At 42.2% G+C, this 26,074-nt stretch carries 22 protein-coding genes and 1 other RNA gene; 15 read left to right on the top strand and 8 right to left on the bottom strand.

The genetic code is table 11. The features are described from left to right. Positions 1-438: 438 nt before the first annotated feature. The 7 genes from fabV to pspF form a co-directional block, all read right to left on the bottom strand. Positions 439-1,644, bottom strand: coding sequence for an enoyl-ACP reductase FabV (gene fabV, locus MZ182_RS07250; RefSeq protein WP_011789887.1), 1,206 nt, complete (start codon positions 1,642-1,644; stop codon positions 439-441). A 105-nt stretch (positions 1,645-1,749) separates the two neighbouring features. After that, positions 1,750-2,535, bottom strand: coding sequence for an ATP-binding cassette domain-containing protein (locus MZ182_RS07255; protein WP_011789886.1), 786 nt, complete (start codon positions 2,533-2,535; stop codon positions 1,750-1,752). Next, a complete protein-coding gene (locus tag MZ182_RS07260) occupies positions 2,516-3,523 on the bottom strand; it encodes an oligopeptide/dipeptide ABC transporter ATP-binding protein (RefSeq protein ID WP_248066433.1) in 1,008 nt (335 codons plus the stop codon). The genes MZ182_RS07255 and MZ182_RS07260 overlap by 20 nt, the downstream gene beginning before the upstream one ends. Positions 3,524-3,526: 3 nt before the next feature. Beyond that, entirely contained in the window at positions 3,527-4,417 is an 891-nt protein-coding gene (locus MZ182_RS07265) for an ABC transporter permease subunit (protein WP_011789884.1), read from the bottom strand. Next, the gene (locus MZ182_RS07270; protein ID WP_011789883.1) at positions 4,404-5,435 is read right to left on the bottom strand and encodes an ABC transporter permease; all 1,032 of its coding nucleotides are present in this window, start codon (positions 5,433-5,435) and stop codon (positions 4,404-4,406) included. The genes MZ182_RS07265 and MZ182_RS07270 overlap by 14 nt, the downstream gene beginning before the upstream one ends. Next, entirely contained in the window at positions 5,435-7,060 is a 1,626-nt protein-coding gene (locus MZ182_RS07275; protein ID WP_248066436.1) for an ABC transporter substrate-binding protein, read from the bottom strand. Before MZ182_RS07275 ends, MZ182_RS07270 begins: the two co-directional genes overlap by 1 nt. Before the next feature lie 69 nt (positions 7,061-7,129). Then, positions 7,130-8,218 carry a phage shock protein operon transcriptional activator gene (gene pspF, locus MZ182_RS07280; RefSeq protein WP_011919076.1) on the bottom strand — a complete coding sequence of 363 codons (1,089 nt, stop codon included), beginning with the start codon at positions 8,216-8,218 and terminating at the stop codon, positions 7,130-7,132. Between the two features lie 177 nt (positions 8,219-8,395). Here pspF and pspA point away from each other — a divergent pair, with 177 nt between their 5' ends. The 9 genes from pspA (at position 8,396) to MZ182_RS07325 (ending at position 16,281) form a co-directional block, all read left to right on the top strand. Continuing rightward, entirely contained in the window at positions 8,396-9,079 is a 684-nt protein-coding gene (gene pspA, locus MZ182_RS07285) for a phage shock protein PspA (protein ID WP_011789880.1), read from the top strand. Between the two features lie 17 nt (positions 9,080-9,096). Continuing rightward, positions 9,097-9,336: an envelope stress response membrane protein PspB gene (gene pspB, locus MZ182_RS07290; protein WP_014610296.1), complete on the top strand. Its 240-nt coding sequence runs from the start codon at positions 9,097-9,099 to the stop codon at positions 9,334-9,336. Then, positions 9,323-9,709, top strand: coding sequence for an envelope stress response membrane protein PspC (gene pspC, locus MZ182_RS07295; RefSeq protein WP_006081139.1), 387 nt, complete (start codon positions 9,323-9,325; stop codon positions 9,707-9,709). Before pspB ends, pspC begins: the two co-directional genes overlap by 14 nt. Before the next feature lie 93 nt (positions 9,710-9,802). Then, positions 9,803-11,263 (top strand): YcjX family protein, encoded by a 1,461-nt coding sequence (locus MZ182_RS07300; protein ID WP_248066439.1) that lies wholly within the window; start codon positions 9,803-9,805, stop codon positions 11,261-11,263. Then, positions 11,260-12,492, top strand: a complete 1,233-nt coding sequence (locus tag MZ182_RS07305; RefSeq protein ID WP_014610298.1) for a TIGR01620 family protein — start codon at positions 11,260-11,262, stop codon at positions 12,490-12,492. Before MZ182_RS07300 ends, MZ182_RS07305 begins: the two co-directional genes overlap by 4 nt. 344 nt (positions 12,493-12,836) lie before the next feature. Continuing rightward, positions 12,837-14,030, top strand: a complete 1,194-nt coding sequence (gene megL, locus MZ182_RS07310) for a methionine gamma-lyase (RefSeq protein WP_248066441.1) — start codon at positions 12,837-12,839, stop codon at positions 14,028-14,030. Positions 14,031-14,256: 226 nt separating this feature from the next. Next, positions 14,257-14,640, top strand: coding sequence for a ComEA family DNA-binding protein (locus MZ182_RS07315; protein WP_248066446.1), 384 nt, complete (start codon positions 14,257-14,259; stop codon positions 14,638-14,640). A gap of 225 nt (positions 14,641-14,865) precedes the next feature. Next, an RNA gene (gene ffs / locus MZ182_RS07320) (signal recognition particle sRNA small type) lies at positions 14,866-14,963 on the top strand. Between the two features lie 70 nt (positions 14,964-15,033). Continuing rightward, positions 15,034-16,281, top strand: a complete 1,248-nt coding sequence (locus MZ182_RS07325; protein ID WP_248066449.1) for a site-specific integrase — start codon at positions 15,034-15,036, stop codon at positions 16,279-16,281. 188 nt (positions 16,282-16,469) lie between these two features. Here MZ182_RS07325 and MZ182_RS07330 read toward each other — a convergent pair whose 3' ends face one another. Further along, the gene (locus tag MZ182_RS07330) at positions 16,470-17,039 is read right to left on the bottom strand and encodes a YqiA/YcfP family alpha/beta fold hydrolase (RefSeq protein WP_115015353.1); all 570 of its coding nucleotides are present in this window, start codon (positions 17,037-17,039) and stop codon (positions 16,470-16,472) included. Positions 17,040-17,711: 672 nt separating this feature from the next. On the opposite strand from MZ182_RS07330, the gene MZ182_RS07335 reads away from it, so the two are divergent. The 6 genes from MZ182_RS07335 to MZ182_RS07360 all read left to right on the top strand — a co-directional run bounded on the left by MZ182_RS07335 (position 17,712) and on the right by MZ182_RS07360 (position 25,979). Continuing rightward, positions 17,712-20,300, top strand: coding sequence for a type I restriction-modification system subunit M (locus MZ182_RS07335; RefSeq protein ID WP_248066451.1), 2,589 nt, complete (start codon positions 17,712-17,714; stop codon positions 20,298-20,300). A 1-nt stretch (position 20,301) separates the two neighbouring features. Next, positions 20,302-21,552 (top strand): restriction endonuclease subunit S, encoded by a 1,251-nt coding sequence (locus tag MZ182_RS07340; RefSeq protein ID WP_115015347.1) that lies wholly within the window; start codon positions 20,302-20,304, stop codon positions 21,550-21,552. A gap of 14 nt (positions 21,553-21,566) precedes the next feature. After that, positions 21,567-24,755 (top strand): type I restriction endonuclease subunit R, EcoR124 family, encoded by a 3,189-nt coding sequence (locus tag MZ182_RS07345; RefSeq protein WP_115015343.1) that lies wholly within the window; start codon positions 21,567-21,569, stop codon positions 24,753-24,755. A gap of 132 nt (positions 24,756-24,887) precedes the next feature. Then, entirely contained in the window at positions 24,888-25,136 is a 249-nt protein-coding gene (locus MZ182_RS07350) for a cytoplasmic protein (protein ID WP_115015340.1), read from the top strand. Positions 25,137-25,243: 107 nt separating this feature from the next. Further along, positions 25,244-25,546 (top strand): hypothetical protein, encoded by a 303-nt coding sequence (locus tag MZ182_RS07355; protein WP_115015337.1) that lies wholly within the window; start codon positions 25,244-25,246, stop codon positions 25,544-25,546. A gap of 121 nt (positions 25,547-25,667) precedes the next feature. Continuing rightward, positions 25,668-25,979 carry a hypothetical protein gene (locus MZ182_RS07360; protein WP_115015333.1) on the top strand — a complete coding sequence of 104 codons (312 nt, stop codon included), beginning with the start codon at positions 25,668-25,670 and terminating at the stop codon, positions 25,977-25,979. Positions 25,980-26,074 lie beyond the last annotated feature (95 nt).

Consider the following 26,074-nt stretch of genomic DNA (forward strand, 5'->3'; position numbering starts at 1 on the left):
ATTTTATCTTGCCACTGAGGGTATTTCTTGCGCTAGTTTTTATCATTTTTCCATAACACCAATCACATTAAATATCTAATCAGTTCAGAGCCTCACAGGCATCTCAATCCAAGGCGTATTGACGTAGAAATGGTCATTCCCTTTTAAGTCAATGCAACACCGGAGTGGGATGCCAGTGTGGCTCCCGAAGGGCGGGCTTCAGTGCGCTTTATACTGCGTTTAAGGCTTATCACTATTCCTTCAAGCCTTCGCCTTGCCTAAAGCGCGCTGAACTCCCGCTGAATGAACAGATATTTAATACGATTGGTATAAGTGGATTATGAATATGAGGAAATGATGAGGATGCCCACAAGAGCGACTGCTGCGTATTTAAGTTTGGGCGTTGCAAATAAAAACGCCACTAAAAAGTGGCGTTTAGCTGTTATTAGTTATCGCAGTTTATTGGAGTTCAATAACATCAAACTCAACATATGGATTAACGTCGGCATCGTAATCAATCCCTTCGATTCCAAAGCCAAATAATTTTATAAATTCTGCTTTATATTCACGATAGTCAGTCAATTCTGATAAGTTTTCTGTGGTCACTTGCGGCCATAAATCACGGCAATGCTGTTGAATATCATCACGTAGTTCCCAATCGTCTAAACGTAGGCGATTGTCGCTGTCGGTTTCTGGCTTTGCGCCATCTGTACGGTATAGACGCTCGCTGAACATACGGTAGATTTGCTCCATACAGCCTTCATGGAGCCCTTCTTGGCGCATTTTCTTGAAGACCATAGCGATATATAGTGGCATAACTGGAATAGCGGAACTCGCTTGAGTCACAACGCTCTTCAGTACCGCCACATTAGCACTACCACCAGTTGCAGACAGTTGATCATTTAAGGCCTTTGCAGCACGGTCTAAATCCATTTTTGCTTTGCCAAGGGCGCCATGCCAATAAATCGGCCACGTCAGTTCTGTCCCTATGTAGCTATAGGCGACGGTTTTGCAATTGTTTGCTAATACACCAGCCTCTGATAGGGCTTTGATCCATAATTCCCAATCTTGCCCGCCCATTACCGTGACAGTATCAGCAATTTCTTGTTCAGTTGCGGGCTCTACGGTTGCTTCAATAATGCAATCTTTGTTGGTATCAACGGCTGTTGCAGTATAAGTTTCACCAATAGGCTTTAATGCTGAACGAATAACCTCTCCCGAATCAGGTAATCTACGTACTGGTGATGCCAATGAGTAAACAACCATGTCGATTTCACCAAGATCTTGCTTGATAAGTTCAATGACTTTTTGTTTAGCTTCATGGCTAAAAGCGTCGCAGTTAATGCTTTTAGAATATAAACCTTCCGCCTTTGCAAATTTATCGAAAGCGGCAGAGTTGTACCAACCGGCTGTGCCCGGTTTAGTTTCTGTTCCTGGCTTTTCGAAGAACACGCCAATGGTTGCCGCATCGCAACCAAAAGCAGCAGCGATACGTGAAGATAGGCCATAACCACTTGATGAACCAACCACTAATACCTTTTTGGGGCCGTTAGCGATTTTGCCTTTGTTTTTTGTAAAGGTAATTTGCTCTTGAACGTTTGCTTCACAACCGACTGGGTGTGTAGTGGTACAAATAAATCCGCGAATTTTGGGTTTGATAATCATGTTTTAGCTTCTTCTATCAAAATGACCAATAGGATAAATATTTCAGCGGGGAAATGGCACCTATTTTTAGCCAATTCACCTGATTATTGAAGTGGTTGGAGCAGTTTAGCGTTTGTGGACAAACAGACTCTGCTCTTGAACAAGTCTTTGAGTGTACTCATGTTGTGGTGAATTAAATATCTGTTCTGTAAGCGCTTTTTCAACCATTACGCCCTTGTGTAATACCATGATTTTATCGCTAACATGGCGAATGATGTTGAGATTATGGGAAACGAAGATATAAGACAAGCCGAGATCTTTTTGTAGTCTTAAGAGTAAATTGAGAATTTGTGAGCGTACAGAAAGATCCAATGCGGTCAAGGCTTCGTCGGCAATGATGATCTTAGGATTGAGCATTAACGCTCTAGCAACGGCAACCCGTTGTTTTTGGCCCTCAGAAATCATATGGGGATAAAAATCCGAATGTTCGGGTAATAGGCCGACTTTTCTAAGAGTATCTACTACCTGATTATGGCGCTCTTTAGCCGAGAGTTGAGTATTAAAACGTAAGGGTTCATCGAGCAATTGGCCAATCGTCAGGCGTGGGTTGAGTGAAGTATTAGGATCTTGAAAAATCATTCTAATCAACCGACAACGCTGTTTAATATCACGGCTATCTAAGGCCTCACCCTCAAAGAAAATTTCGCCACCACTACGGGGTTCTGCACCAACTAAGATACGGGCAAGAGTGCTTTTACCTGAGCCAGCTTCACCCACAATCGCTAAGGTTTCTCCGCGGTTAAGCTCGAAGGATACTGGCGCTAATGCATCGTTATATTGGCGTGAGAACCCCTTATAACCTGTGTCGTATCTTTTGTAGAGATCGTTAACTTTAAGCAGTGGGGTCGTCATTTGTTGTTTCGCCGTGATAAGGAAAGTGGCAAGCAAAATAGCGGTCTTTAAGGTGACTTAAATTAGGCTGATTCACACATTTCTTCTGTGCTTCAGGGCACCGAGGTCCTAAGCGACAACCAATTGGAAGATGCTGTAGTGCAGGAGCTGAACCTGGTAATGTCGGCATAATGGCCTTATGGGCCACAATACCTGAATAGTCAGGCATATTATCGAGTAGTGCTTTGGTATAAGGATGAAAGGGCTGGGTGATGAGATCTTCAGTTGGCCCTGATTCCATCACTTGCCCGCAATAGAGTACGGATAAGTGATCGCACCATTGTGCTAGAGTTTCAAGTTCGTGGCTAATGATTAAAATTGACACATTTTGCAGTTGATTTAACTGTGATAATAACCGAAAAATTTGGGCTTGAGTGCTAAGTTCCATCGAGTTTGTCGGTTCATCTGCAATCAATAACCGTGGCTGATTGGCGACAGCCATCGCAATCATCACCTTTTGGCATTCACCTTCTGATAGCTCCCATGCATAGCTAGACATAACTTTTTGTGGATTTTTGATACCTACCTTATGTAGCCATTTTTGTGCCGTCAATCGTGCATGTTTATGGCGTTGCCAGAAATAGTGCTTAGGATTCTTTGGCATAGCTTGCATTAATTGACTGCCGACAGTTTGTGCAGGATCAAGGCTACCGGAGGGATCTTGGAAAATCATCGCCATGTCCGACCCCATCAAATTCCGGCGCTCTTTAGCTGTCATGGCCATCAGATTATTACCGTCCCACATCATACGATCGGCAGTAATCGTCCAGTTAGGACCTGGAATGCCAAGAATGGCCCTGACGAGAAGGCTACGACCTGAACCCGATTCGCCTACTAATCCATGGATTTCTCCGGCATTCAGGGTCAAGCTGACTTTTTCGAGTGCCCGCACTCTACCGTGGGGCGTATCGAGTTCAATCGTGAGATTTCGTACGTCGAGTAAAGGCATAAGTTAGTTTCTGATGGGCGCAAGCGCCGACCGTAGGCCATCGCCAACCAAGTTAATGGCGAGTACGCTAAAAAGAATTGCTAACCCAGGAATTGTGACGGTCCAAGGTGCGGTTAATAAATTATCTACGCCCTGTGCGACCATTGCACCCCATTCAGGACTGGGAGCTTGTGCGCCTAAGCTTAAAAAACCAAGGGCCGCGATATCTAAAATGGCTGCCGAAATGGCTAAGGTAGTTTGAATTATCACGACTTCCCATACGTTTGGCATAATGACATACCAAAAAATTTGCATCGAGTTAGCGCCGTCTAAACGCGCGGCTGTGACATATTCTTTTTGTAATTCTTCATGCACTGACTGGTGTATGGAGCGGACAAATTGTGGGGTTAAGGCAATCCCCACGGCCCAAAACACATTATCAAGGCCCGGTCCCATCACAGCTACGACTAAAATGGCCATTAACAGCGAAGGGATCGACAATAGCGCGTCGAGTAAGTGACCAAGAATACTGGATTTTAAACCGCGCATCATGCCGGATAAAGAACCGATAATAAAGCCTGTGAATAGCGCCGTTACCACAATTAAAATGGCCATACCAAAAGTAAGGTGTGCGCCGTGTAATAATCGGCTAAAGATATCGCGTCCGAGATCATCTGTTCCTAAAAAATGCTCAACAGTACCGGATGGATCCCATGATGGCGGTAACAAGAGTGCTCTTGGATCCTGAGTTTCAGGGGAGAAGGGCGCAATCATTGGCCCAAAAATAGTGAGTAGCAGTAAGAATACAATTGTCCACAAACCTGCTAGAGCAAACGGATTTGCTGAAAAATTTTGCCATACTCGCATCATAGGAGAGGCAATTTGATCTTCTTGATAAATCTTAGCTGGTAGCATAAAGGTCTTTTCTGCTTAATGGATTAAAGACAGTGTGTAATACTTCAATCAAGATACTTAAAAAGATGATCAATAGGGCAACGGCCAGAATACCACCTTGGATGACAGTATAATCCCGTTGATAAATTCCTGACACCAACCATGAGCCGACACCTGGCCATGAGAAGATCATTTCGACGACAATCGCATAGCTGGCAAAAGAACCGAGCATCAATCCTAAATGTTTAAGCACAGGGATCAACGCATTAGGTAGCGCGTGGCGTAGAATGATAGTGCTAGTATGCATGCCTCTCGCCTCCGCGGCACGGATAAAAGTTTGATTCATCACATTCATCATTGCCGAACGAGTGCTACGAACCACCACTGTAAAAGGTAATACGGCAAGCGTAGTCGCTGGCAAAATGATGTGCAGCAGCGCATCTTTAAATGCCGATTTGCCATATTCAGAATCTGACCACAAGGTATCGACTAACATAAAGCCTGTAACAGGCTTGATTTCATAGAGCAAATTGATTTGTCCAGAAATCGGTAACCAACCAAGATTAACCCCGAACCAGAGGGATAAATAGAGACCTAGCCAAAAAACAGGCACTGAGTAGCCTGTTAAGGTGATTGCCATGATCGTATTTTGAGTAAGTTTATGTTGGCTTTGCGATGCTAAAACGCCTAATGGCACACCTAAGCCAATGGCGATAATGGCAGCCATTATCGCGAGTTCAAATGATGCGGGGAGTACCGTTTTTAACTCTTCAGCGACACTTTGTTGTGATGTAACCGATACCCCTAAATTACCGCTTAACCTTTGTTTTATATAGGCGAAAAATTGCCAAGCTTGATTGTCGTTTAGTTGATAATCTTGCTCAATTTGAATCTCTTGGCTGGCGGTAGGAGAATGGATGCCTGTGAGTGCAAAACTTCGTTCAACGGGAAATAATCCGGTAGCATAGAAGAGCACTCCAATCATAACGAAGGACGTTGCGATAAACAGATTGAGCCGCCGAAGCAGATATCGAAACATCAATTAGTCTCCGGTTGGATTAGGCCAGTATGTGCAAAAGATATCCCACCAAAGGGAGTTAATTGCATGCCTGTAATATCGTGACGAGTTAATGCTACACGTTTAGCATGAGCCAAACTTAGCATAGGTATCTGTTCCGCTAAAAAGGCTTCAGCTTGCTGATAAATCACTTTGCGCTCAGCTTGAGTTGATACATCCTTTGCTCTTGCTAGGATGGTATCAAATTCAGGGCTACACCAGCGGGAGCGATTGTTGTTCGACAACATTGCCGAGCAGCTCAGTAATGGGGTGAAAAAGTTATCTGGATCGCTGTTGTCAGCGTTCCATCCAATTAATACCGAATCATACTCATCTCGGCTCAATCGTTGGCTAAAGACGCTCCAGTCGTAACTGATGATGTTTACTTTAACCCCAACATTGGCTAAGTCTGACTGAATTAACTCTGCTGTTTTAAGTGTATTAGGGTTATAAGCACGTGCAACTGGCATTGCCCAGATATCAATGCTGAGGTTTTTTATGCCTGCCTCTTTCAATAAATCCCGTGCTTTTTGTGGATTGTAATCAATAAGTCCTTTGTTATTGTCGTAGGCCCAAGATGCTGGCGGTAGAACACCTATGGCTTCAATAGCGGTGTTTTGATAAACCGCTCGCAGAATATGTTGCTTATCAACAGCATGAGCTAGCGCGCTGCGCACACGTACGTCATCGAGTGGTGGTTTTAGCGTATTAAAAGCCCAAAACGCCACATTAAGACCAGGTTGAGATTCAATATTCAACTCTTTATGTTGTCCAATGACAGGTAATTCTCCTGCCTTAGGTAGAGCTGAAACACTGCAATCACCAGCGATAAGTTTTGCTAGGCGCACAGTGCTTTTGGGCGTGATATCAAATACCAGCATATCGACTTTTGCAGGTTCGCCCCAAAAGTCGGGGTTACGGCGATAGCGAATATATTCATTTTTAACGTACTTAACTAGTGTAAAAGGTCCGGTACCAATGGCGTAATGATCGACATTCTCTGGATGCCCGAGCGCCAGTTGCTGCTGAGCGTACTCATCGGACAAAATTACGGCAAAGTCAGTGGCAAGATTAGATAAAAAAGAAGCGTCTTTACGGGCTAAATAAAATATGATTTCGTGGTCGTTTACTTTTTCTATTAGCTTAACTTGTTCCGAAAATCCAATGCTTTGAAAGAAGGGATAGCCAGTACGGGACACCCAATGGTAAGGATGCTGTGTATTGATGATCCGATTAAAAGAAAATAACACATCATCGGCGTTAAATGGGCGAGAAGGCGTAAAGCGCGACGAATGCTGAAATTGAACTCCTTCCCTTAACTTAAAACGATAACTTAAGCCATCCTCTGACATAGACCAACTGGTCGCCAATGCCGGAACAAGATTGCCTGACTGAGTATCATAATCCACTAAGCGGCTGTAGATTTGATGGGATGTCGCGTCGATAGTCGTACCCGAAGTCACCAACTGCGGATTAAAAGACTCGGGGTTCCCTTCGGAGCAATAAACCAAACCAGAAGGGATCTGTTGGGGGCCACATGCAACCATCAACCAACTCATGCAGGAAACTGCCGTTGTCAGGCATAGGCGTCTAATTAGCACACTCATTTATAAATCATTATTTTATAGACTATGAACAGCTATTTTAGCAGTGCATCTCCCCCGTGGGCAATCGGCTTATGCTTTATCGAGTAAATTGTATTTTTTAAGGATGCCACGCAGCTGGTGATAGCTTAATCCTAGGATCTCAGCGGTCTTCTTTTGGTTGTATTGACTGTGTGAGAGAGCCTGTTGGATAAGATCCATCTCGTATTTTTCAGTTTGTTCTTTAAAATCCAACGGAAAATTAAAGCTATTTAGAGAAGGCTCCGAGCCTCCTTGTAAGTTTGGTTCAATCGCGATACCGGTTTGAGCGGTATCTGCAATAGTGGCAACCTGAGGTACCACTTGACGCTCGCGGGTTTTAACTCGAGTTTGAGGTCGATAGGGCGATGCAAAGGGGTCGAGGGTAATATGCTCGATGGGACGGTTTTCACCACCATTGCGATACACGCTACGTTCAACCACGTTCTTGAGTTCGCGGATATTACCTGGCCAGTCGTGGGTCATTAACTGCTCGACCGCATTGGCGCTAAAACCGCTAAATAGTTGCAGTTTTAATTGGCGTGCCATACCAACGGCGAAATATTCCGCTAGTGTCATAATGTCTTCAGGGCGGCAACGCAGTGGTGGCAAAGTGATCACATCGAAGGCGAGCCTATCGAGCAAGTCGGCACGAAATTCGCCTGCATCAGCTAACGCGGGTAAATCTTCGTTGGCGGCGCAGATTAAGCGGACATCAGCCTGCACGGTTTTACTGCCACCGACCCGTTCAAACTCGCCATATTCAATAACACGCAGTAGCTTTTCTTGGATAAGTCCTGAAGTGTTGGCTAATTCATCGAGAAATAAGGTGCCGCCGTCGGCGCGCTCAAAACGGCCTTCGTGTTTACCTTTGGCGCCAGTAAAGGCGCCTGATTCATGGCCAAACAATTCACTCTCGAGTAAGTTTTCACTCAAAGATGAACAGTTTAGCTTAATAAAACTTTGATCCCAGCGCTTAGAAAGATAATGTAAGCGTTCGGCAATCAGCTCTTTACCTGTGCCCCGTTCACCAATAATCAGTACGGGTTTAGACAAAGGTGCGATTTGCGACACATGTTCTAATACTTCGAGTAGGGCATTGGATTGGCCGATAAGATTGTCTTGTTGAAATTTATTATCCACGATATTTTTTAGTCTTTCGCGCTAAAATTTGGTGAAAATCATAATAAGTGGCTTGGAAGATAAAATAAAGTAAAAGTTAAAAAATTGTTTATCCGTATGTATTTAAACAATAAATAAAAGTTGGCACAGTTAGTGTATTACCTTATACGAGACCAACATCAATTTGAGGATAGGATTATGGGAATTTTCTCTCGTTTCGCCGATATCATTAACTCTAATATCAGCGCATTGCTGGATAAAGCCGAAGACCCAGAAAAAATGGTTCGTCTGATTATCCAAGAAATGGAAGACACACTCGTTGAAGTGCGTTCTACCTCAGCTAAAGTATTAGCTGAAAAGAAAGAGCTGCAACGTCGTATTAATCGCGTGTTAGAGCAAGTGCAAGATTGGCAAGATAAGGCTGAGCTCGCATTGTCCAAAGACCGTGAAGACTTAGCCAAAGCCGCTTTAGTTGAAAAACAAAAAGCAACCGGTTTAGCGGACACGCTGAATCAAGAGTTAGCCGTTATCGATGAACATATCGCACGTCTGAAAGATGAAGTGGGCATGTTGCAAGAAAAACTGCTCGATGCAAAAGCGCGTCAAAAGACCATTATTTTGCGCACTCAAACAGCATCATCACGCTTAGAAGTGAAAAAGCAGTTAGATTCAAGCAAAATCGATAGCGCCATGCTCAAGTTTGAGCAATATGAGCGCCGTGTCGAAGGCTTAGAAGCCCAAGTTGAATCTTACGATCTTGGCAGCAAAAAAACCTTAGCCGACGAGTTTGCCGCTCTTGAAGCCGAAGATTCTGTGAATGCAGAGCTGGCAGCGCTAAAAGCCAAGGTAAAAGGTAAAGCACCAACAAAGTCAAAAGAATAACAATTCAGAGGTGAGTTATGGATATGGACATACTAATGGCGCCGATTATTATTTTTATGGTGATAGTCGCGCCAATATGGTTAGTTCTTCATTATCGCAGTAAGCGACAAGTGAGCCAAGGACTCACTGAGGAAGAGTTTTCACAACTCAATGATTTAATAGTTAAAGCTGATAAAATGGCAGCGCGTATTGAGACCTTAGAGGCCATTCTGGATACAGAATCGCCCGAATGGAGGGGAAAACATGAGAGGATCTAATGGTCGTACTTTGTACCGCATTCCCCAGTCAGGCAAAATAGCGGGTGTATGTGCAGGGATTGCCGAGTACTTTGCGATTGAAACTTGGTTAGTGCGAGTACTGGCGGTGTCTATCTTCTTACTCGGCGGTTCAGGTGTGGTATTTATCATCTATGTCGCTTTGTGGGTGATTTTAGACATCAAGCCGCAGAAGCATTACGATAGAGACGATATCGAGGTGAAGAAGAAGCCGTGGCAGTCGGGAGAACCCGCAAAGCAAGCGCTAAGCGACGTGAGTCGTCAATTTCGAAGCCTTGAAGTTAGATTGCAAAACCTAGAACGTCATGTCACCTCTGACAACTTTGATTTGAAAAGACAAATCAATAGTTTGTAACCCTTCTAAAGGGCGGCCATGTCCGCCCTTATTGCTTAATCTGTTTGTCGTTCCAGTGTATAGTTAACATTATTTGACATAATGGAAGTCTCTATGGGAATGCTTGATGCCTCGCTCCATAAATTAGCTCAAAAAGGTCAATCCCTGTTACATCGTACTGCGGACCGGCATTTACGTTTGGCCGTGACTGGGCTTTCTGGTGCGGGAAAAACGGCGTTTATCACTGGTTTAGTTAATCAGTTACTCAATTCTGGACCAGTCTCGACTATACCCCATGCCCGTAACAACAGTGCTTTGCCACTTTGGCAGGTGAGCCGTGAGCAGCGTTTGCTCGGGGTTAAGCGTGCCATGCAGCCGGATCTGGAAATCGCCAGTTTTGATTATCAAGGCGCCATGTTAGCGCTCACTTCTGAGCCTGCGACTTGGCCTGCCTCCACTCGTACTATTTCTGAGTTACGATTGGCGATTAAATATCAGCCGAAGAAGGGCTTGCTGGCCAAGTTTTCTGATACTGCGACCTTATATTTAGACATAGTTGATTATCCCGGCGAATGGTTACTCGATTTACCTATGCTGCGCCAAGACTTTGTTACTTGGTGCCGTGCCCAGCAAGGTCGCATCGAGAATCTTAAAAGCTCACCTTTATATGCTAAATTTGAGCAATCCTTAAAATCATTGGATTTCGCCGCCAGCGCCGATGAACAGCAGTTAAAGCAGATTGCCGATCAATATCAACTATTACTCAATGATTTAGTGCATGTACAAGGTTACTACCAAGCGCAACCCGGACGCATGTTATTGCCGGGCGAATGGCAGGGCGCACCTTTATTGGCTTTTTTCCCCCTGTTATTGGTTAATGATGAAAAGTTTGCTGAGCTTTCGCAAAGCGATAAACACAGTGGATTCCATGTGCTTGAAAAACGTTATCAAGAATACGTGGCTAAAGTAGTTAAGCCTTTCTATAAAAACCACTTTGCTGGTTTTGATAGGCAACTAGTACTCGTTGACTGCTTTAGTGCGTTAAATCGCGGTAAAAGGCAATTTGAGGATATGGGCGCGGCGCTCAATGCCATTATTGAAAGTTTCCATTTCGGCCAGTCGAGTTATTTACGGCGTTTATTTGCCCCCCGCATCGACCGTTTGTTATTTGCCGCGAGTAAGGTTGACCATGTGACTCGTGATCAGCAGAGCCATGTTTTGTCCTTGTTGACCGATATGTTGAAACACAGCCAGCATTTTGCCAGTTTCGATGGCTGTAAAGTGGAGACGATGGCGATTAGCGCCATCAAGGCGACTCGCCATGGTATGGTGACAACCCAAGAGGGTGAAGTTGAAGTTGTGCAGGGTATGGGACTCAACGGTAAAGCCCTGACCTTGTTTCCCGGCGAAGTGCCCACTCGCTTACCTGAAGCGCATTTTTGGCGTGAACAAGGGTTTAATTTTGTTGGGTTTGCCCCACCGAGCAATATTAATGTTGACCCCTCACAAGTGCATTTTGACCATATTCGCCTCGATCATCTGCTGCAGTACTTACTGGGAGATAAATTGGAATGACGTTAAAGCAATCGGATAACGCAAATGAACCGGCTGCCAATTCCTCTGCCAATGTAGTTGAAAAGCCATTTGAACAGTCAGTTAAACAAAAACCGCTGAAAAAGCAGCAGCTATTTGATCCACAAATAGTGGAGCTTAGCCCCAGCCAAGAGGAACTCAAAGGAGCGAAAGCCTTTGAACCCAATACGCCAGTGCAGGAAGTCTCTGCTGATATTGAAGAATTAATGGATGCGACACTGTCTGCCCATCCCAATATGATTGATGCTAAATCCGTATCGCCTCAACTGGTTAAATCACGCCGTTGGTCGTGGCTTGCCCGTCTAGCAGTATCGAGCCTATTGCTGCTCGTGGTGGTTCAAACGGGATTAGGACTGAGGGATGCATGGCTTGAGAGCCCTTGGCTGTTCAGTTTTTATGGCGTGGTGCTTGGGGTCGTCAGTGCTTGGGCATTGGCGGGTGCAGTCAGTGAATACCGTAAGCTCAAGCGACTCAAACAGGTCGCCGATACCCAAGAAACGGGCGCAAGGTTAGCGCAGAGCATGCAAATGGGTGAAGCAGACAGCTTTATCGATAATATCGTTTGTCACTATGAAGACAGCCAAGGTTTGCAGCAACTTCGCCGTTCATTAAAAGATGAGCATAATGATGCCGAGAAAGTCTTGTTATTCGAGGACTTAGTGCTGACTGAGCGGGATGAACTGGCAAAAAAAGTAGTGCGACGCTATGCAGCCGAATCGGCAGTTTTATTAGCCGCGAGCCCGTTAGCCGTGCTCGATATGGCGATAATCCTATGGCGTAATCAACGCATGCTGCGCGATGTCGCTCGTTGTTATGGCATAGAGCTGGGTTATTGGAGCCGAATTAAACTTATCCGCAGCATTATTATTAATATCATCTACGCGGGCACCACTGAGTTAGTCACTGATTTAGGTACACAGCTGTTATCGGTTGAAATGACAGGTAAATTGTCTGCTCGCTTGGCTCAAGGTTTAGGCGGTGGTATGTTAACGGCACGTCTTGGATATCAGGCCATGGCACTGTGTCGGCCGATTGTGTTTAGAGAAGATCAAAGGCCAAAATTGTCAAAAGTGCATCAGGAGTTGTTGATCGAACTTAAGCAGTTTTCAGGCAAGCTGTTTACCAAAGAAGGTCGCGACGCATTAAAAGGCCAGTTCGCCGATGTTGATCACAAAGTATCTCGGGCAGCTAAAGAGAAGACTAAAGAGTAGATATTATTTAATATCAAAAAATTAACCGATTTAAATAGCCGAAAGTAGATGCGCTAATGGACTTGTTCCTTAGCGCATTTTTTATGAATTTCTTTGCAGGTACCAAGTATGACTAAGTGCGACGTAAAAGTGCTATGTAACAAGTTAATTACACTTTTGTGCACTGCTATTTGCGCCATGCTACTGGCTTAAGTGCTTGGCCGCGTTATGGTAGGGCTTATTCGATAGGGCTAATGTTTCATTAACTTATCTATTGGATTGTCCATAATGCTGGCATTGAACATCCCAAACGAACAATCAATCAAGAACGGGAACCGCTCAAGGCCAATTACAAGGAGCTAGGTATGCAAGATGAGTCAGGCAAGATGTGGAAAGCTGCAACACAGGTTATTCATGGCGGCCATGAGCATGAGGCCTTTGGCGCCTTAGTGACGCCGCTTTATCAAAGTGCGACTTTTGTGTTTGAGTCTGCACAGCAAGGTGGCGAGCGATTTGCGGGTAATGAGCCGGGGTATATTTACACGCGCTTAGGGAATCCGACAACTGCCGAGCTTGAACGTAAAATGGCGATTTTAGAAGGGGCAGAGGCCGCCGCCGCGACCGCTTCTGGTATGGGCGCAGTATCCGCCGCATTGCTGGCTAATTTGCAGATGGGCGATCACTTAGTGGCGTCGAATGCCGTATACGGTTGTACTTTTGCGTTAATGACGTCTCAGTTCGCCCGCTTTGGTATCGAAGTGTCACTAGTGGACTTTTCATCGGTAACAGAAATAGAAGCAGCGATTAAATCCAATACTAAGGTCATTTTCTGTGAAACCCCAGTCAACCCCCATTTACAGGTGTTTGATTTGGCGGCAATTGCGACTATTGCCAAACGTCATAAGCTAGTGAGTATTGTCGACAATACCTTTATGACGCCATTACTGCAAAGACCTCTCGATTTCGGTATAGATTTGGTGATCCACAGTGCGACTAAATATCTGAATGGCCATGGTGATGTGATTGCGGGAATAGTGTGTGGCAGTGACGAACAGATCCATAGAGTGAAGTATGAAATCTTAAAAGATATTGGCGCGGTAATATCGCCACACGATGCTTGGCTGATCTTGCGTGGTCTTAAGACCTTAGATGTGCGTTTACAGCGACATTGCGATAGTGCTCAGCGTGTGGCGGAGTTTTTGGCGGAACATCCAAGCATTACACGTGTGTATTATCCCGGGCTTGCCTCTCATCAAGGGCATATATTTATGGGTAAGCAGATGAAACGTGCTGGTGGTGTTATCGCGTTTGAACTGGCGGCAAATTTAGAAGAGGCCATGGCCTTTGTCGGATATCTAAAGTTGTTCTCTATTGCGGTGAGCCTAGGGGACGCTGAATCTCTTATTCAACATCCAGCATCGATGACGCATTCACCTTATACGCCAGAGGCAAGGGCTGCCGCTGGAATTGGTGATAACCTGCTGCGGATCTCTATCGGCTTAGAGGATTGTGACGACATCATCGCCGATTTGAATCAAGCACTAGTGCGTTTGACTTAACCGATATTACGATTTTGAATCTATAGCGTGATGAAGCAAAAAGGATGCAGTTTCGCATCCTTTTTCTATAAATCAGTTTATGTCGTTCTCAATCTGAATATTGAAATTTAGCAAAATAGAATATTTATATATGCTAATTTGGTATTTCAGAACAGCTTAGACTATTTTTGATCTGAGGCCACGGAAGTAGGACGAAAGGCCGAATATCATGGAAAGAGGGCAACATATGAAGATCAAAAACTGTTTATCCACAATGCTCAGCAACAGTGTTAAATCCATTCAGATAAAGTCGATGTTAGGCGTTACGTTAGCGGCTTTACTCGCATACCCTGTGAGTGCCGCAGAAGCCCCCACTAAAGCGGAAGCAAAAATGCAGGCTCAGGCAAAAGCAGATGCAAAGTCTGCTGTGGCTGAAGTGTTGACAGTGAATATCAATACGGCTTCTGTTGAAGAGTTACAAGAGCTTAAGGGGATTGGTGCTGCCAAGGCGCAGGCTATCGTAGACTACCGCACACAAAATGGTAAGTTTAATGTGATTGATGATTTAGCAAATGTGTCTGGTATTGGTGCAAAACTGATTGAGCAGAATCGACATTTAATCAAACTCTGATCCGCAAGTACCAGTAAGTTAAAACGATTGTAAAGCCTGCATAGCAGGCTTTTATCATTTAAAGACGTCTATTTGCCTATAGATTGTTCAGTTAAGCAGGATATTCTGCAAACGGGTGGATTAGTGCTTGATCCCTCAGGTGCCATGGGGGATAATCCACGCCGTTCAAGTAATGCCATAGCTGTTCAAGTGAACCTAAAAGTATTACTCGAAAATATGGTGACCCTAGGGTCCCCCCGCAATGATAACTTGTGAACTCGGCCAGGCCCGGAAGGGAGCAACCGCAGCAAGCGACTCGTGTGCCGGGGTGTCGGCTCTAGGGGAACCTCCAATTACAAATCCTTTCAACAGGTTAGCTTAAGATAAGCCTTGGTGGTACACAAGGTGGTACACTTGAGTTCAATCAAAACATTATCAAGTCCTTATTTATTCCAATCTCGTCATGGTATTTGGTATGCCAGAATTGTTGTTCCTGAAATTCAAAGAGACGTTATTGGGAAGCGAGAACTGAGACGATCATTGTCGACTAGAGACAAATTTGAAGCTATTCGCAAATCATGGGATGTTCTTAAAGCCTTGCGTTTGACTGCCGCAGGTAAACATAGTCTTGAGTCTCAATCTGTTACAACGGAATTAGCAGACCTTAAAGACATTCATTCAGATAATGTTGTTTACCCAAAGTCCAACTCGGAGACTGTTGGTACGTCATCTTTGCCAAAGCTTAGCCAAGTAGCAGAAGAATACAGTCGAGAGAAGATCCTAGGCGGTGCATGGTCTAAACAGACTGAAATTGTTAACCGTAAGACATACAGAGACATGATTGCCCTGTTGGGTGATATCAGAATTGACCAATTCACTAAGGACAAGGCTCAAAAATATAAGCAGCACTATAGCGCGAAGAAAGACCTTTCTGTTGCTACTATCAACAAATACCTGACTCGTGTAACTGCTTTATTACAGTGGGCATCATCACACTATGGGACGTATAATCCTATGGTTGGTATGAGTATTCAGGTATCTGAAAAAATAAAGGTTTCAAAAGAGCGAGAGGCGTTAACACCGTTCCAAGTTAAGCAACTATTCCAAGGGACTCCATCTCACAATAACCTTAAGTTTTTATATAGATACTGGATTCCAAGGCTTGCTGCATACACAGGCGCTAGAGTCGGAGAATTAGCTCAGTTGTATCTAGACGACTTTATGATAATTGACGGTCATCCATGCATTCTCATTAGAGCCAATCGGCCAGATCAGTCAATCAAGACCCCTAGTAGTGAAAGGGCTATTCCAATCCATAGCAAGTTGATAGCAATGGGTTTTCTTCTCTTTGTGGAACGACAGCGATCCCTTGGTCACTTGCGTTTATTTCCCGAGTTACCTAAGAAGGAGGCTAGGGGATATTCCCATGTTGTCTCTAAGTGGTTTTGTTATTTCAAGAAGAAACTCGATTGGGGCGAGCGCGAGACATTGCATGGAATACGCCACGCAGTTGCTACGCAATTGAAACGTAAAGAGTTCAGTTCCGATTTAGTTGCTGGTTTATTGGGACATTCACACGGTTCAATTACATTTGACCGCTATGGAAAGGAATACAAGATCGATAACCTACTTAGAGTGGTAGAGGCGTTAGATTGGGACTAGCTTATCCAGCAATTTTAGAGACTATAAAATCTTTTGTGTAAGTGGCTGTTTATCAAAACGATACTCAGTAATAGTAGATGACCATAAATCGAGTCATGGCAGGCTTCCAATCTCGTAGTCGGATTGTCCATTTTGTAGCCGCTATGATAACTCGCTGCTTACACCGTAAATTTCGCATACATGATTGATTAATTTTCATCAAACCCATAAACACATTCACTAACATGATAAAAGTCTTTAATGATAGGTAACGACTCCTCAAGATGAGTAAATCTATGGTTTCCTTCTGGAAATACCTTGACCGTAAAACGTGTGGAGAGCAACTCGCACGTTTTTAACGGATCAAGCACCTCATCGCCTAAATCTAAAAGAATTAAACCACATCCAACCAGCCTAAAATCACTATATTGCTCAACAACCTGTTTAGCTAAATAAAAAGGTGTATCGTGGTAGGTCATTCCAGAGCCTAAATATTTTTGCAATGTTTGCTGTGGTGCAATCGCTGGATTAATAGCAACAAATGGAATACCTGAAGTCGCGCCCATTCTATTCGCCCAATAACCTCCCATACTCGTGCCAATAATGAGATCAATTGAGTAGGCAATAATGGCTTCCATTAGTAGCTTACTGACTGTCTCTACTGGCTCTGTATAATCGACAGTAACACCAAATACAGTACCTATGGTTTCTAACAAAACGACTTTGTCTGATGACTTGTCGAACTGACTGCCAAAGCCATGAATGTAAAGAATATTCATAAAAACCTAACCTAAATTATTGTTTAATAACTGACAATACTATTCTGCTAAGGAGAGTTTATACAGGTTTTGTTGATCAAATTATTCAAGAAGGAGTCTATAGAGTAAAAAGTATTTTTCCCAACACAGTTCCCTGCGTTGTTTCCTGTGGGGGCACAGGAGTTGCTCGTACTAGGGTATAAGGTGCATTCATATAGGTTACAACGTTGTTTGACTGTACATACATTTTCCATAAAACAAGGTTATTAGGATATTAATTGTTTTTTTGAATGGTGATACGACTCAATATTGTCAAAATAAGATGAAAAACCGCATATCGACCTTAGAAAGAAGGTAAACTTCAGCATATCAACAGTCAGGTCAATGAGTTGCGCTAAGTTGTTGGCTCAAGAAAATTATCAATGCTTTAAGGCAAGCCTTGTATATGCATAAAAGGGACAACATAAGAGGGACAATGATTGATACCTAATCGTCTGCAATTTATGCAGACATTGTTCTGAATCACCCATAAACCCCAATTGGATGGGTTAACCTAGTCACATTGCGCGATAATGTTTTGCGACACAGGCAAACGTCGATTTCACGAGAAGAGAACTGGTAAAAATTTTGACTAAAACATAAACATAATAACGATATGCACTATATTACAATATTAAGCCTTAGGGATTATTGATGAATAAACAACAGCTTGCAGCAAAAATATGGGAATCTGCGAACCAAATGCGTTCAAAGATTGAGGCTAATGAATACAAAGATTACATCCTCGGTTTCATCTTCTACAAATATCTAAGTGATCAATTAGTTAACTTTGTAAAAGCTCAGGGCATGTCAGATGCCGAAGTCAAAGCATTGAATGAGGATGATGCCGAAACGGTTAACTATATTCAGGGCAAATTAGGTTACTTCATCGCTTACGACAACCTTTTCTCTACATGGATAGACCCCAAATCAGATTTTGATGAAGCCAATGTCCGAGATGCGCTTTCCGCATTCAGTCGGCTTATTGATAAAAGTCACCGTAAGCTATTTGATGGTATTTTTACCACGTTAGAGACAGGGCTGAGTAAACTAGGTGAAAGCTCGGGCAAGCGCACTAAAGCCATTAGTGACTTACTACACCTCATTAAAAGCATTCCAATGGACGGTAAGCAAGACTATGACGTACTGGGCTATATCTACGAATATTTAATTGAAAAATTCGCGGCCAATGCGGGTAAAAAAGCAGGTGAATTTTATACACCCCATGAAGTATCAGTATTGATGTCTGAGATTATTGCTAACGAATTAAAACATAAAGATAAAATCAGCATTTACGACCCTACCAGTGGCTCAGGCTCTTTGTTAATCAATATTGGTAATGCAGTGGCAAAACATGCAACTAATACCGATAGCATTGAATACTACGCCCAAGAGCTAAAGGCCAATACCTACAACTTAACCCGTATGAACCTTATCATGCGTGGTATTCCACCCGGCAATATCAAAACTCGCAACGGTGATACCTTAGAAGATGATTGGCCGTATTTTGATGAAACCGATCCACATGGCTCATACGAAGCCTTATATGTAGATGCAGTGGTGTCTAATCCACCCTATTCACAAAAATGGGAACCAGCAAATAAAGAAAACGATCCACGCTACTCGCGCTTTGGTTTAGCCCCCCAAACAAAGGCCGATTTTGCCTTTTTATTGCACGATTTATACCACCTAAAGCCCAATGGCATTATGACCATTGTATTGCCCCACGGTGTGCTATTCCGTGGCGGTGAAGAAGGGGCAATACGTAAACAGTTGATTGAACAAAATCATATTGATGCCATTATCGGTCTACCTGCCAATATCTTTTTTGGCACAGGTATTCCTACCGTGATTTTGGTGCTCAAACAAAAAAGACAAAATACCGATGTATTAGTCGTCGATGCGTCCAAGCACTTTATAAAAGAAGGCAAAAACAACAAACTGCAAGCCAGTGATATTAAGCGCATTGTCGATGCAGTGACTAAGCGCGAAAGCCATGATAAATTTTCAGCCTTAGTCAGTAAGCAAACCATTAGCGAAAACGGCTATAACCTGAATATTCCGCGCTATGTTGACTCAGCCCAAGCCGCTGAAACATGGGATTTACACGCGACTATGTTAGGCGGTATTCCAAATCGTGAAATCACCGCATTAAAAGACTATTGGGATGCACTGCCTGATTTACATCACGCCCTATTTAAGCCCAAATCAGCGCAATACAGCGAGTTGGCTATCGACAAAAAAGACGTTAACACCACCATTAGCCAACATACGCAAATCCACCGTTTTATTGAGGCTTACAATCAGGCATTCAGTGGTTTCGATCAGTATCTGCAAGAAACACTCATCCATAATTGGCAAACGGTTAACCGCAACCAACAAGACACCTTACTGGGTATTGAGTTATTTAAGCGTTTAACCCCCATTGCGTTAATAGACAAATATCAAGCCTATCAATACGTCAATAACCAATGGCAAATCATAAATGCCGATTTGGAAATGATCCAAACCGAAGGCTTTGCTGCAACTAAACAAGTTGACCCTAATATGGTCATTAAAAAGAAAGATGGCAAAGATACCGAAGTACAAGACGGCTGGAAAGGCCATATCTTGCCCTTTGATCTAGTGCAAACAACCTGTTTAAGCAATGACTTACAAGCACTTACCAAGCAAGAAGAACGCCTAGCCACAATCGCCAGCGAATTGGACGAGTTATTTAACGCCTTTGATGAAGATGAAAAAGAGGCCGATATCTTTACCGAAGAAAAAGACAGCTTTGTTAATGCCACAATCAGCAAAGAAGCCAAAGCCTTGCTTAAAGCCCAAAAAGCCCATGGTGATTTTGCCAGTGATAGCCTTGAGGCCAAAATTATCCAAGTTGCCGCATTAATGGATGAAGAAAAAGAACTGAAAAAAGCGATTAAGGAAGCCAGTATCGCCCTGCATTTAAATACCAAATCAACGATTGAATATTTGAGTAATGAACAAGTTAATCAGTTACTGGCGTTAAAATGGATTAAGCCCTTATCGGACCAATTAGCCGCCATGCCCAATGAGGTTATTAATCGCTTAACCAGTGAGGTGAAAGCATTAGCCGATAAATACGCCGTGACGTATTCGCAAGTGGCTAATGAGATCAGAAGCACCGAGCAAGAATTGGCAGAGATGATGGGTGAACTCACCGGTAATGAGTTTGATATGGCAGGCTTGGTCGAGCTGACTTGCTTATTGAAGGGCATATAAGATGAGTGTTAATAAAAATGTGCCTGAGATTCGCTTTAAAGGATTTAGTGGGGAATGGGAGGAGTGTAAGTTAGGCGATATTGCTACTTTAAGTTCTGGAGGGACACCGAGCAGGAAAATATCAAAATATTGGAATGGGAAAATACCGTGGATTACAACGACCCTTGTAGATTTTAATATTATTAATAAAGCTGAAGAATATATAACAAGCGAAGGTTTAGAAAATTCTTCGGCTAAGGTATTCCCTAAAAATACATTGCTAATGGCAATGTATGGGCAAGGGAAGACTCGCGGAAAAACAGCTGTTTTAGGAATAGATGCTGCCACAAACCAAGCGTGTGCCGCTATTGTGCTCAATCAAAAAGTTAATACTAGTTATGTCTTTCAGTTTTTATTTGGACGATATGCTGAAATTAGAGAGTTAAGTAATGCTGGAGGTCAGGAAAATTTAAGCTCAAATTTGATAAAACAAATAGCTATCTCACTACCATTACTTAAAGAACAAACTGCCATCGGCAACACTTTCCAAAAGCTCGACAACCTAATTAACCAACACCAACAAAAGCATGACAAGCTCAGCAGCATTAAAAAAGCTATGCTGGAAAAAATGTTCCCCAAACAAGGCGAGACCGCTCCAGAAATCCGCTTTAAAGGGTTTAGTGGGGAGTGGGAGCATTTCACTATTGGATACTGCTCTAGTTTGATAACTAAGGGTACTACTCCAATGACCATAGGCCGGAGTTTCGTTGATAGTGGCATTTCCTTTGTAAAAGTCGAATCTGTAGATGAAATAGGCAATATAAGTCAATCAAAGTTTGCATATATCGATGCTGAGACAGACCAAATTTTGGCAAGATCAAGAATTAAAGAAAATGATTTACTGATATCGATTGCTGGCGCATTAGGGCGAGCTGCAATAGTAAAAAAAGAAATACTGCCAGCAAATACCAATCAGGCACTAGCTATTGTTAGATTAAAAAATGATTCCCCTGTTAAAGTTAAATTTCTATATCACTTTACTAAAACTAAAGATTTTAAAGATTTTGTAGATGCATCTGCTTCACAAGGTGCACAGCCGAACTTATCGCTTGGCGATATTTCTAATGTAAGAATTCTTGCTCCTAAAAAAGAGGAACAAACCGCCATCGGGAACTACTTCCAAAAGCTTGATAATTTAATCAATCAACACCAACAACAAATAACCAAACTCAATAACATCAAGCAAGCCTGCTTGAGTAAGATGTTTGTCTAGCAGGGAGCAAATGCATGATTACGTTTAAAAAAGAAGCTGATTTTGAAGCCGCTTTTGTTGATATCCTCACCCATAAAGGCTGGGGATCTGAGATATTAAAAAATAAAACTGAAGCGGATTTATTGCAAAATTGGGCAACTATTTTATTTGAAAATAACCGCCAACGTGACCGCTTAAATGAGGTGCCACTGACTCAAGGCGAAATGCAGCAAATTATTGAGCAAATTAAAGACCTCAAGACCCCCTTAAAATTAAATGGTTTTATCAATGGCAAAACCGTTGCCATTAAGCGCGATAATCCAGCCGATACGTTGCATTTTGGTAAAGAGGTCAGTTTAAAAATATACGATAGGCAAGAAATCGCCGCAGGCCAAAGCCGTTATCAAATTGTACAACAACCCAAGTTTGAACGTGGAAGTCCGCTGCGTAACGACAGACGTGGAGATGTGCTGTTATTAATCAACGGCATGCCCGTTATCCATGTTGAGCTTAAGCGTAGCGGTATTCCTGTAAGTCAGGCTATCAATCAAATTGACAAATATAGTAAAGAGGGCATTTTTACAGGGTTATTTTCTCTGGTGCAAATATTTGTTGCTATGACACCAGATGAAACTAAATATTTTGCTAACCAAGGCATGGATGGAGTATTTAATCCTGACTATCAATTCCACTGGGCAAATTATAATAACGAACCGTTGAAAAACTGGAAAGAAGTTACCTCAGAGTTATTGTCTATTCCAATGGCGCATCAACTCATTGGCTTTTATACCGTCGCCGATGATACCGATGGCGTCTTAAAAGTGATGCGTAGCTACCAGTATTATGCTGCGAGTGCTATTTCTGACAAAGTGGCTAAAACAAATTGGAAGCAGATTGGCGGTAATGCCGACCGCTTAGGCGGTTATGTTTGGCATACGACAGGCTCAGGCAAAACCATGACCAGCTTTAAGTCTGCCCAGTTAATCGCTCAATCTAAAGACGCCGATAAAGTGGTGTTTTTGATGGACCGTATTGAGCTTGGCGTTCAGTCCCTTGCTGAATATCGCAACTTTGCAGGTGATGGTGAAGACGTTCAAGCGACAGAAAATACCGATGTGTTAGTCACTAAATTAAAGAGCACTAACCCTGCAGATACTTTGATTGTTAGCTCCATCCAAAAAATGAGTAAAATTTTTGAAGCGGTAGACGATGCGGGTTCAGCCATTAATTCTGCTGACATTGAAAAAATCCGTGCTAAACGTCTCGTTTTTATCCTTGATGAAGCCCATCGTTCAGTCTTTGGGGATATGCTAATAACGATTAAGAATACCTTTCCAAGTGCGCTGTTTTTCGGTTTTACAGGCACACCCATTCACGAAGAAAATGAGAAAAAAGGCAATACGACTTCAACGGTATTTGGTCCTGAACTTCATCGTTATAGTATTGCTGATGGTATTCGTGATAGGAACGTACTGGGATTTGACCCTTACAAGGTGCCAACATTTAAAGATGCTGATATTCGGCAACAAATTGCATTCAAGGAGGCTAATGCCACCTCAATTGCCGATGCCTTATCAACACCAGCTAAAAAGAAAATATATAATCGGTTTGTCAATGAGTTAAAAATGGCTGGTGGCAAGGATGCAGCAGGTGGTTATATCAACGGTATCGAGGATTATTTACCTAAGTCACAGTATTTAACCGAAGCTCATCAACAAAAAGTCGTTGAAGATATTACGGCAAAATGGGATGTACTGAGTAAAAATAATAAGTTTCATGCCATATTTGCAACAGATTCTATAGTCGAAGCTATCCAGTATTATCGCCGTTTAAAAGCGGCTAAACCTGAGCTTAAAATTTCAGCTCTGTTCGATGCTAATACTGATAACAATGATGGCACTATCTTTAAAGAGGATGGCCTTGAAGAAATTATAGCGGATTATAATGCCCGCTACGGCCAAGATTTTGATATTGCAAAACATGCAAAATTTAAAAAAGATATCGCAGCACGGCTTGCCCATAAAGCACCTTATCAACGCATAGATACCGACCCAGAGAAACAGTTAGATTTGCTCATTGTAGTTGACCAAATGTTGACGGGATTCGACTCAAAATGGGTGAACACTCTGTATCTGGATAAGGTGCTAGAATATCAAAATATTATCCAAGCATTCTCGCGTACCAATCGACTGTTTGGCAAAAGCGACAAGCCCCATGGCACTATTCGATATTATCGTAAGCCCCATACGATGGAACGTAATATTCAAGATGCCATAAAACTCTACTCGGGTGATAAAGTGATAGGATTATATGTCGATAAGCTGGAAGCGAACCTAGAGGCAATGAACAGGTTATTTGCAGAGATCCAGAGTGTGTTTGTTGATTCAGGCATTAAAAATTTTGAAAAATTACCCGATGATACAGAAGTTTGTGCAAAATTTGCCTCCTTGTTTAATAAGTTTAACAAACACTTAGATGCGGCGAAAGTGCAAGGTTTTTTATGGAATAAATTAGAAAACTCCTTTGGTGAAAATAATGAGCGTAGCGTTGAGCTTCTCATTAATGAACAATCTTATTTAGTTCTCGTACTTAGGTATAAGGAGTTAGCAAGCTCGGGGGGCGGTGGTGGCTCCGGTGGGGATGTACCATTTGACCTTGTCGGATACCTAACAGAGATTGATACTGGCAAGATTGACGCCGATTATATGAATAGTCGCTTTGATAAGTATCTTAAAGAAATAAATAAAGGGCTCAACAGCCTTGAGGTTGAACAAACACTAAACGAGTTACATAAGTCATTTGCATCATTAACCCAACTAGAGCAAAAGTATGCCAAGTTATTTTTACATGATTTACAGCGTGGTGATGTAGCACCGAGTGTTGGTAAATGCTTTCGAGATTACATAAACGACTATCAAAACTATGCGGAAAACAAGCGTGTAGATGCCGTTGTGTCGTCGTTGGGGCTCGATAAAAAGCAGCTTTTAGCATTGATAAAAAGTGATGTTAATGATAAGAATATCAATCGATTTGGTCGTTTTGATAATCTGATATCGACAGTTGATAAAGTAAAAGCTAAGGCATATTTTGAAAAACTTGAAGGCGGTACAATACTGCCATTTAAATTAAATGTGCGCATAAGTCAGTATTTACAACAATTTATTCTTGCACAGACCGACGACAACTTAGCTGATGTCGACGTTGAAATAGCTGAAAATAGTTAATGTCGTCATTATATAGCTAGCTACACGATATTTAGCTTGTTGCTAGAAATGGATAAAGGGAAAGGTCTTATATCCTTTCTCTTTTAATGTGGTTTAATGATCAAACCCTAAAATGATGAGGTTGGATAGGCAATGTCAAAAAATGAATTAATGGAAGCTCATAAACATTCCTCAAACCATAGAGCAGAGATTTTAAGCAGCACTACTTGTGGCTGTTTTTACTGCTTAAGTATATTCCCGCCTACAAGTGTTGTTGAATGGGTTGATGATGGTAATACTGCTATTTGTCCAGAATGCGATATCGACTCGGTTATAGGTTCGGAGTCAGGATTGCCAATATCAGAGATATTTCTTAAGGAAATGCATGAATGTTGGTTTTAATCTAAAAACGATACTTTTTAGGAACTGTAATTGGGATGCTTTGAATAGTTACTTTTATTTTCAAGAGATGGCTCATGGTTGATTGTTATTTTTATTAAGGAATGTTTATGGATGATAATTTTAAGGAACTACATCATACCCTTTTCCCTGAAGAGTATGATTTCATTTATGATAGTATCAGTGATGAGAGACTTCGTCGGAAAGGCATAAATCCTATGTCTATTGAATATCAGGAAGAGGTTAATAATCGTCGCCTTTCAATGGGTGTTGAGCCATATAGAGTGCCCAAACCACGAAAACTGCCACCATTTGAAAAAAATGAACAACAAGATGAACAACAAACCGAAACTAGCTCTTTGATCAGTTCAGATGAATATTGTCGACAGTACTTGTTAAATAATCAATCATAATTATTAAAATACGATAGGGTTTTTCTCAAGGGTAAATATATTTAAAGGCTTAAACTAATTAAATATTAACGTATCGATTGCTTATATAACGTCTAGTGAATGTGACTGAAAAGGATTTGAAATGAAAAATGATTATAAGCCGGAATTAGAGTCAGAGCGTGAATTCGAGCCAGAAGATAAATTAATTTATCATTTTTATGATGGTAAAATACCAATGATGCAAGATGGTAAGTTCCAATACATCGATGCCGATAAGGTTATTGCACCAAAAGGATTTAGTATCTATAAAGATATCCGTGGTGTTGCTATTGTTGAGATACCTAGCAATAAAACTGAGTATTATTCATATTTTTATGGTAAAGAATTGAAAAATGAAGAGCTTTCTGAATTTTTAGCATTATTCGAAGTGCATAGGGATATTAACGATTATTAAAAACTTTTAAATTGTTAGGGTTTATTTAATCTGGCGTGAATGTTATTTACTCTGTGTGATAGTTTTTAGTGTTAATTTTGCATTAGGGTTATTAT

It is taken from the genome of Shewanella sp. JNE2 (genome assembly GCF_023159115.1).
Classification (GTDB): Bacteria; Pseudomonadota; Gammaproteobacteria; order Enterobacterales; family Shewanellaceae; genus Shewanella; species Shewanella putrefaciens.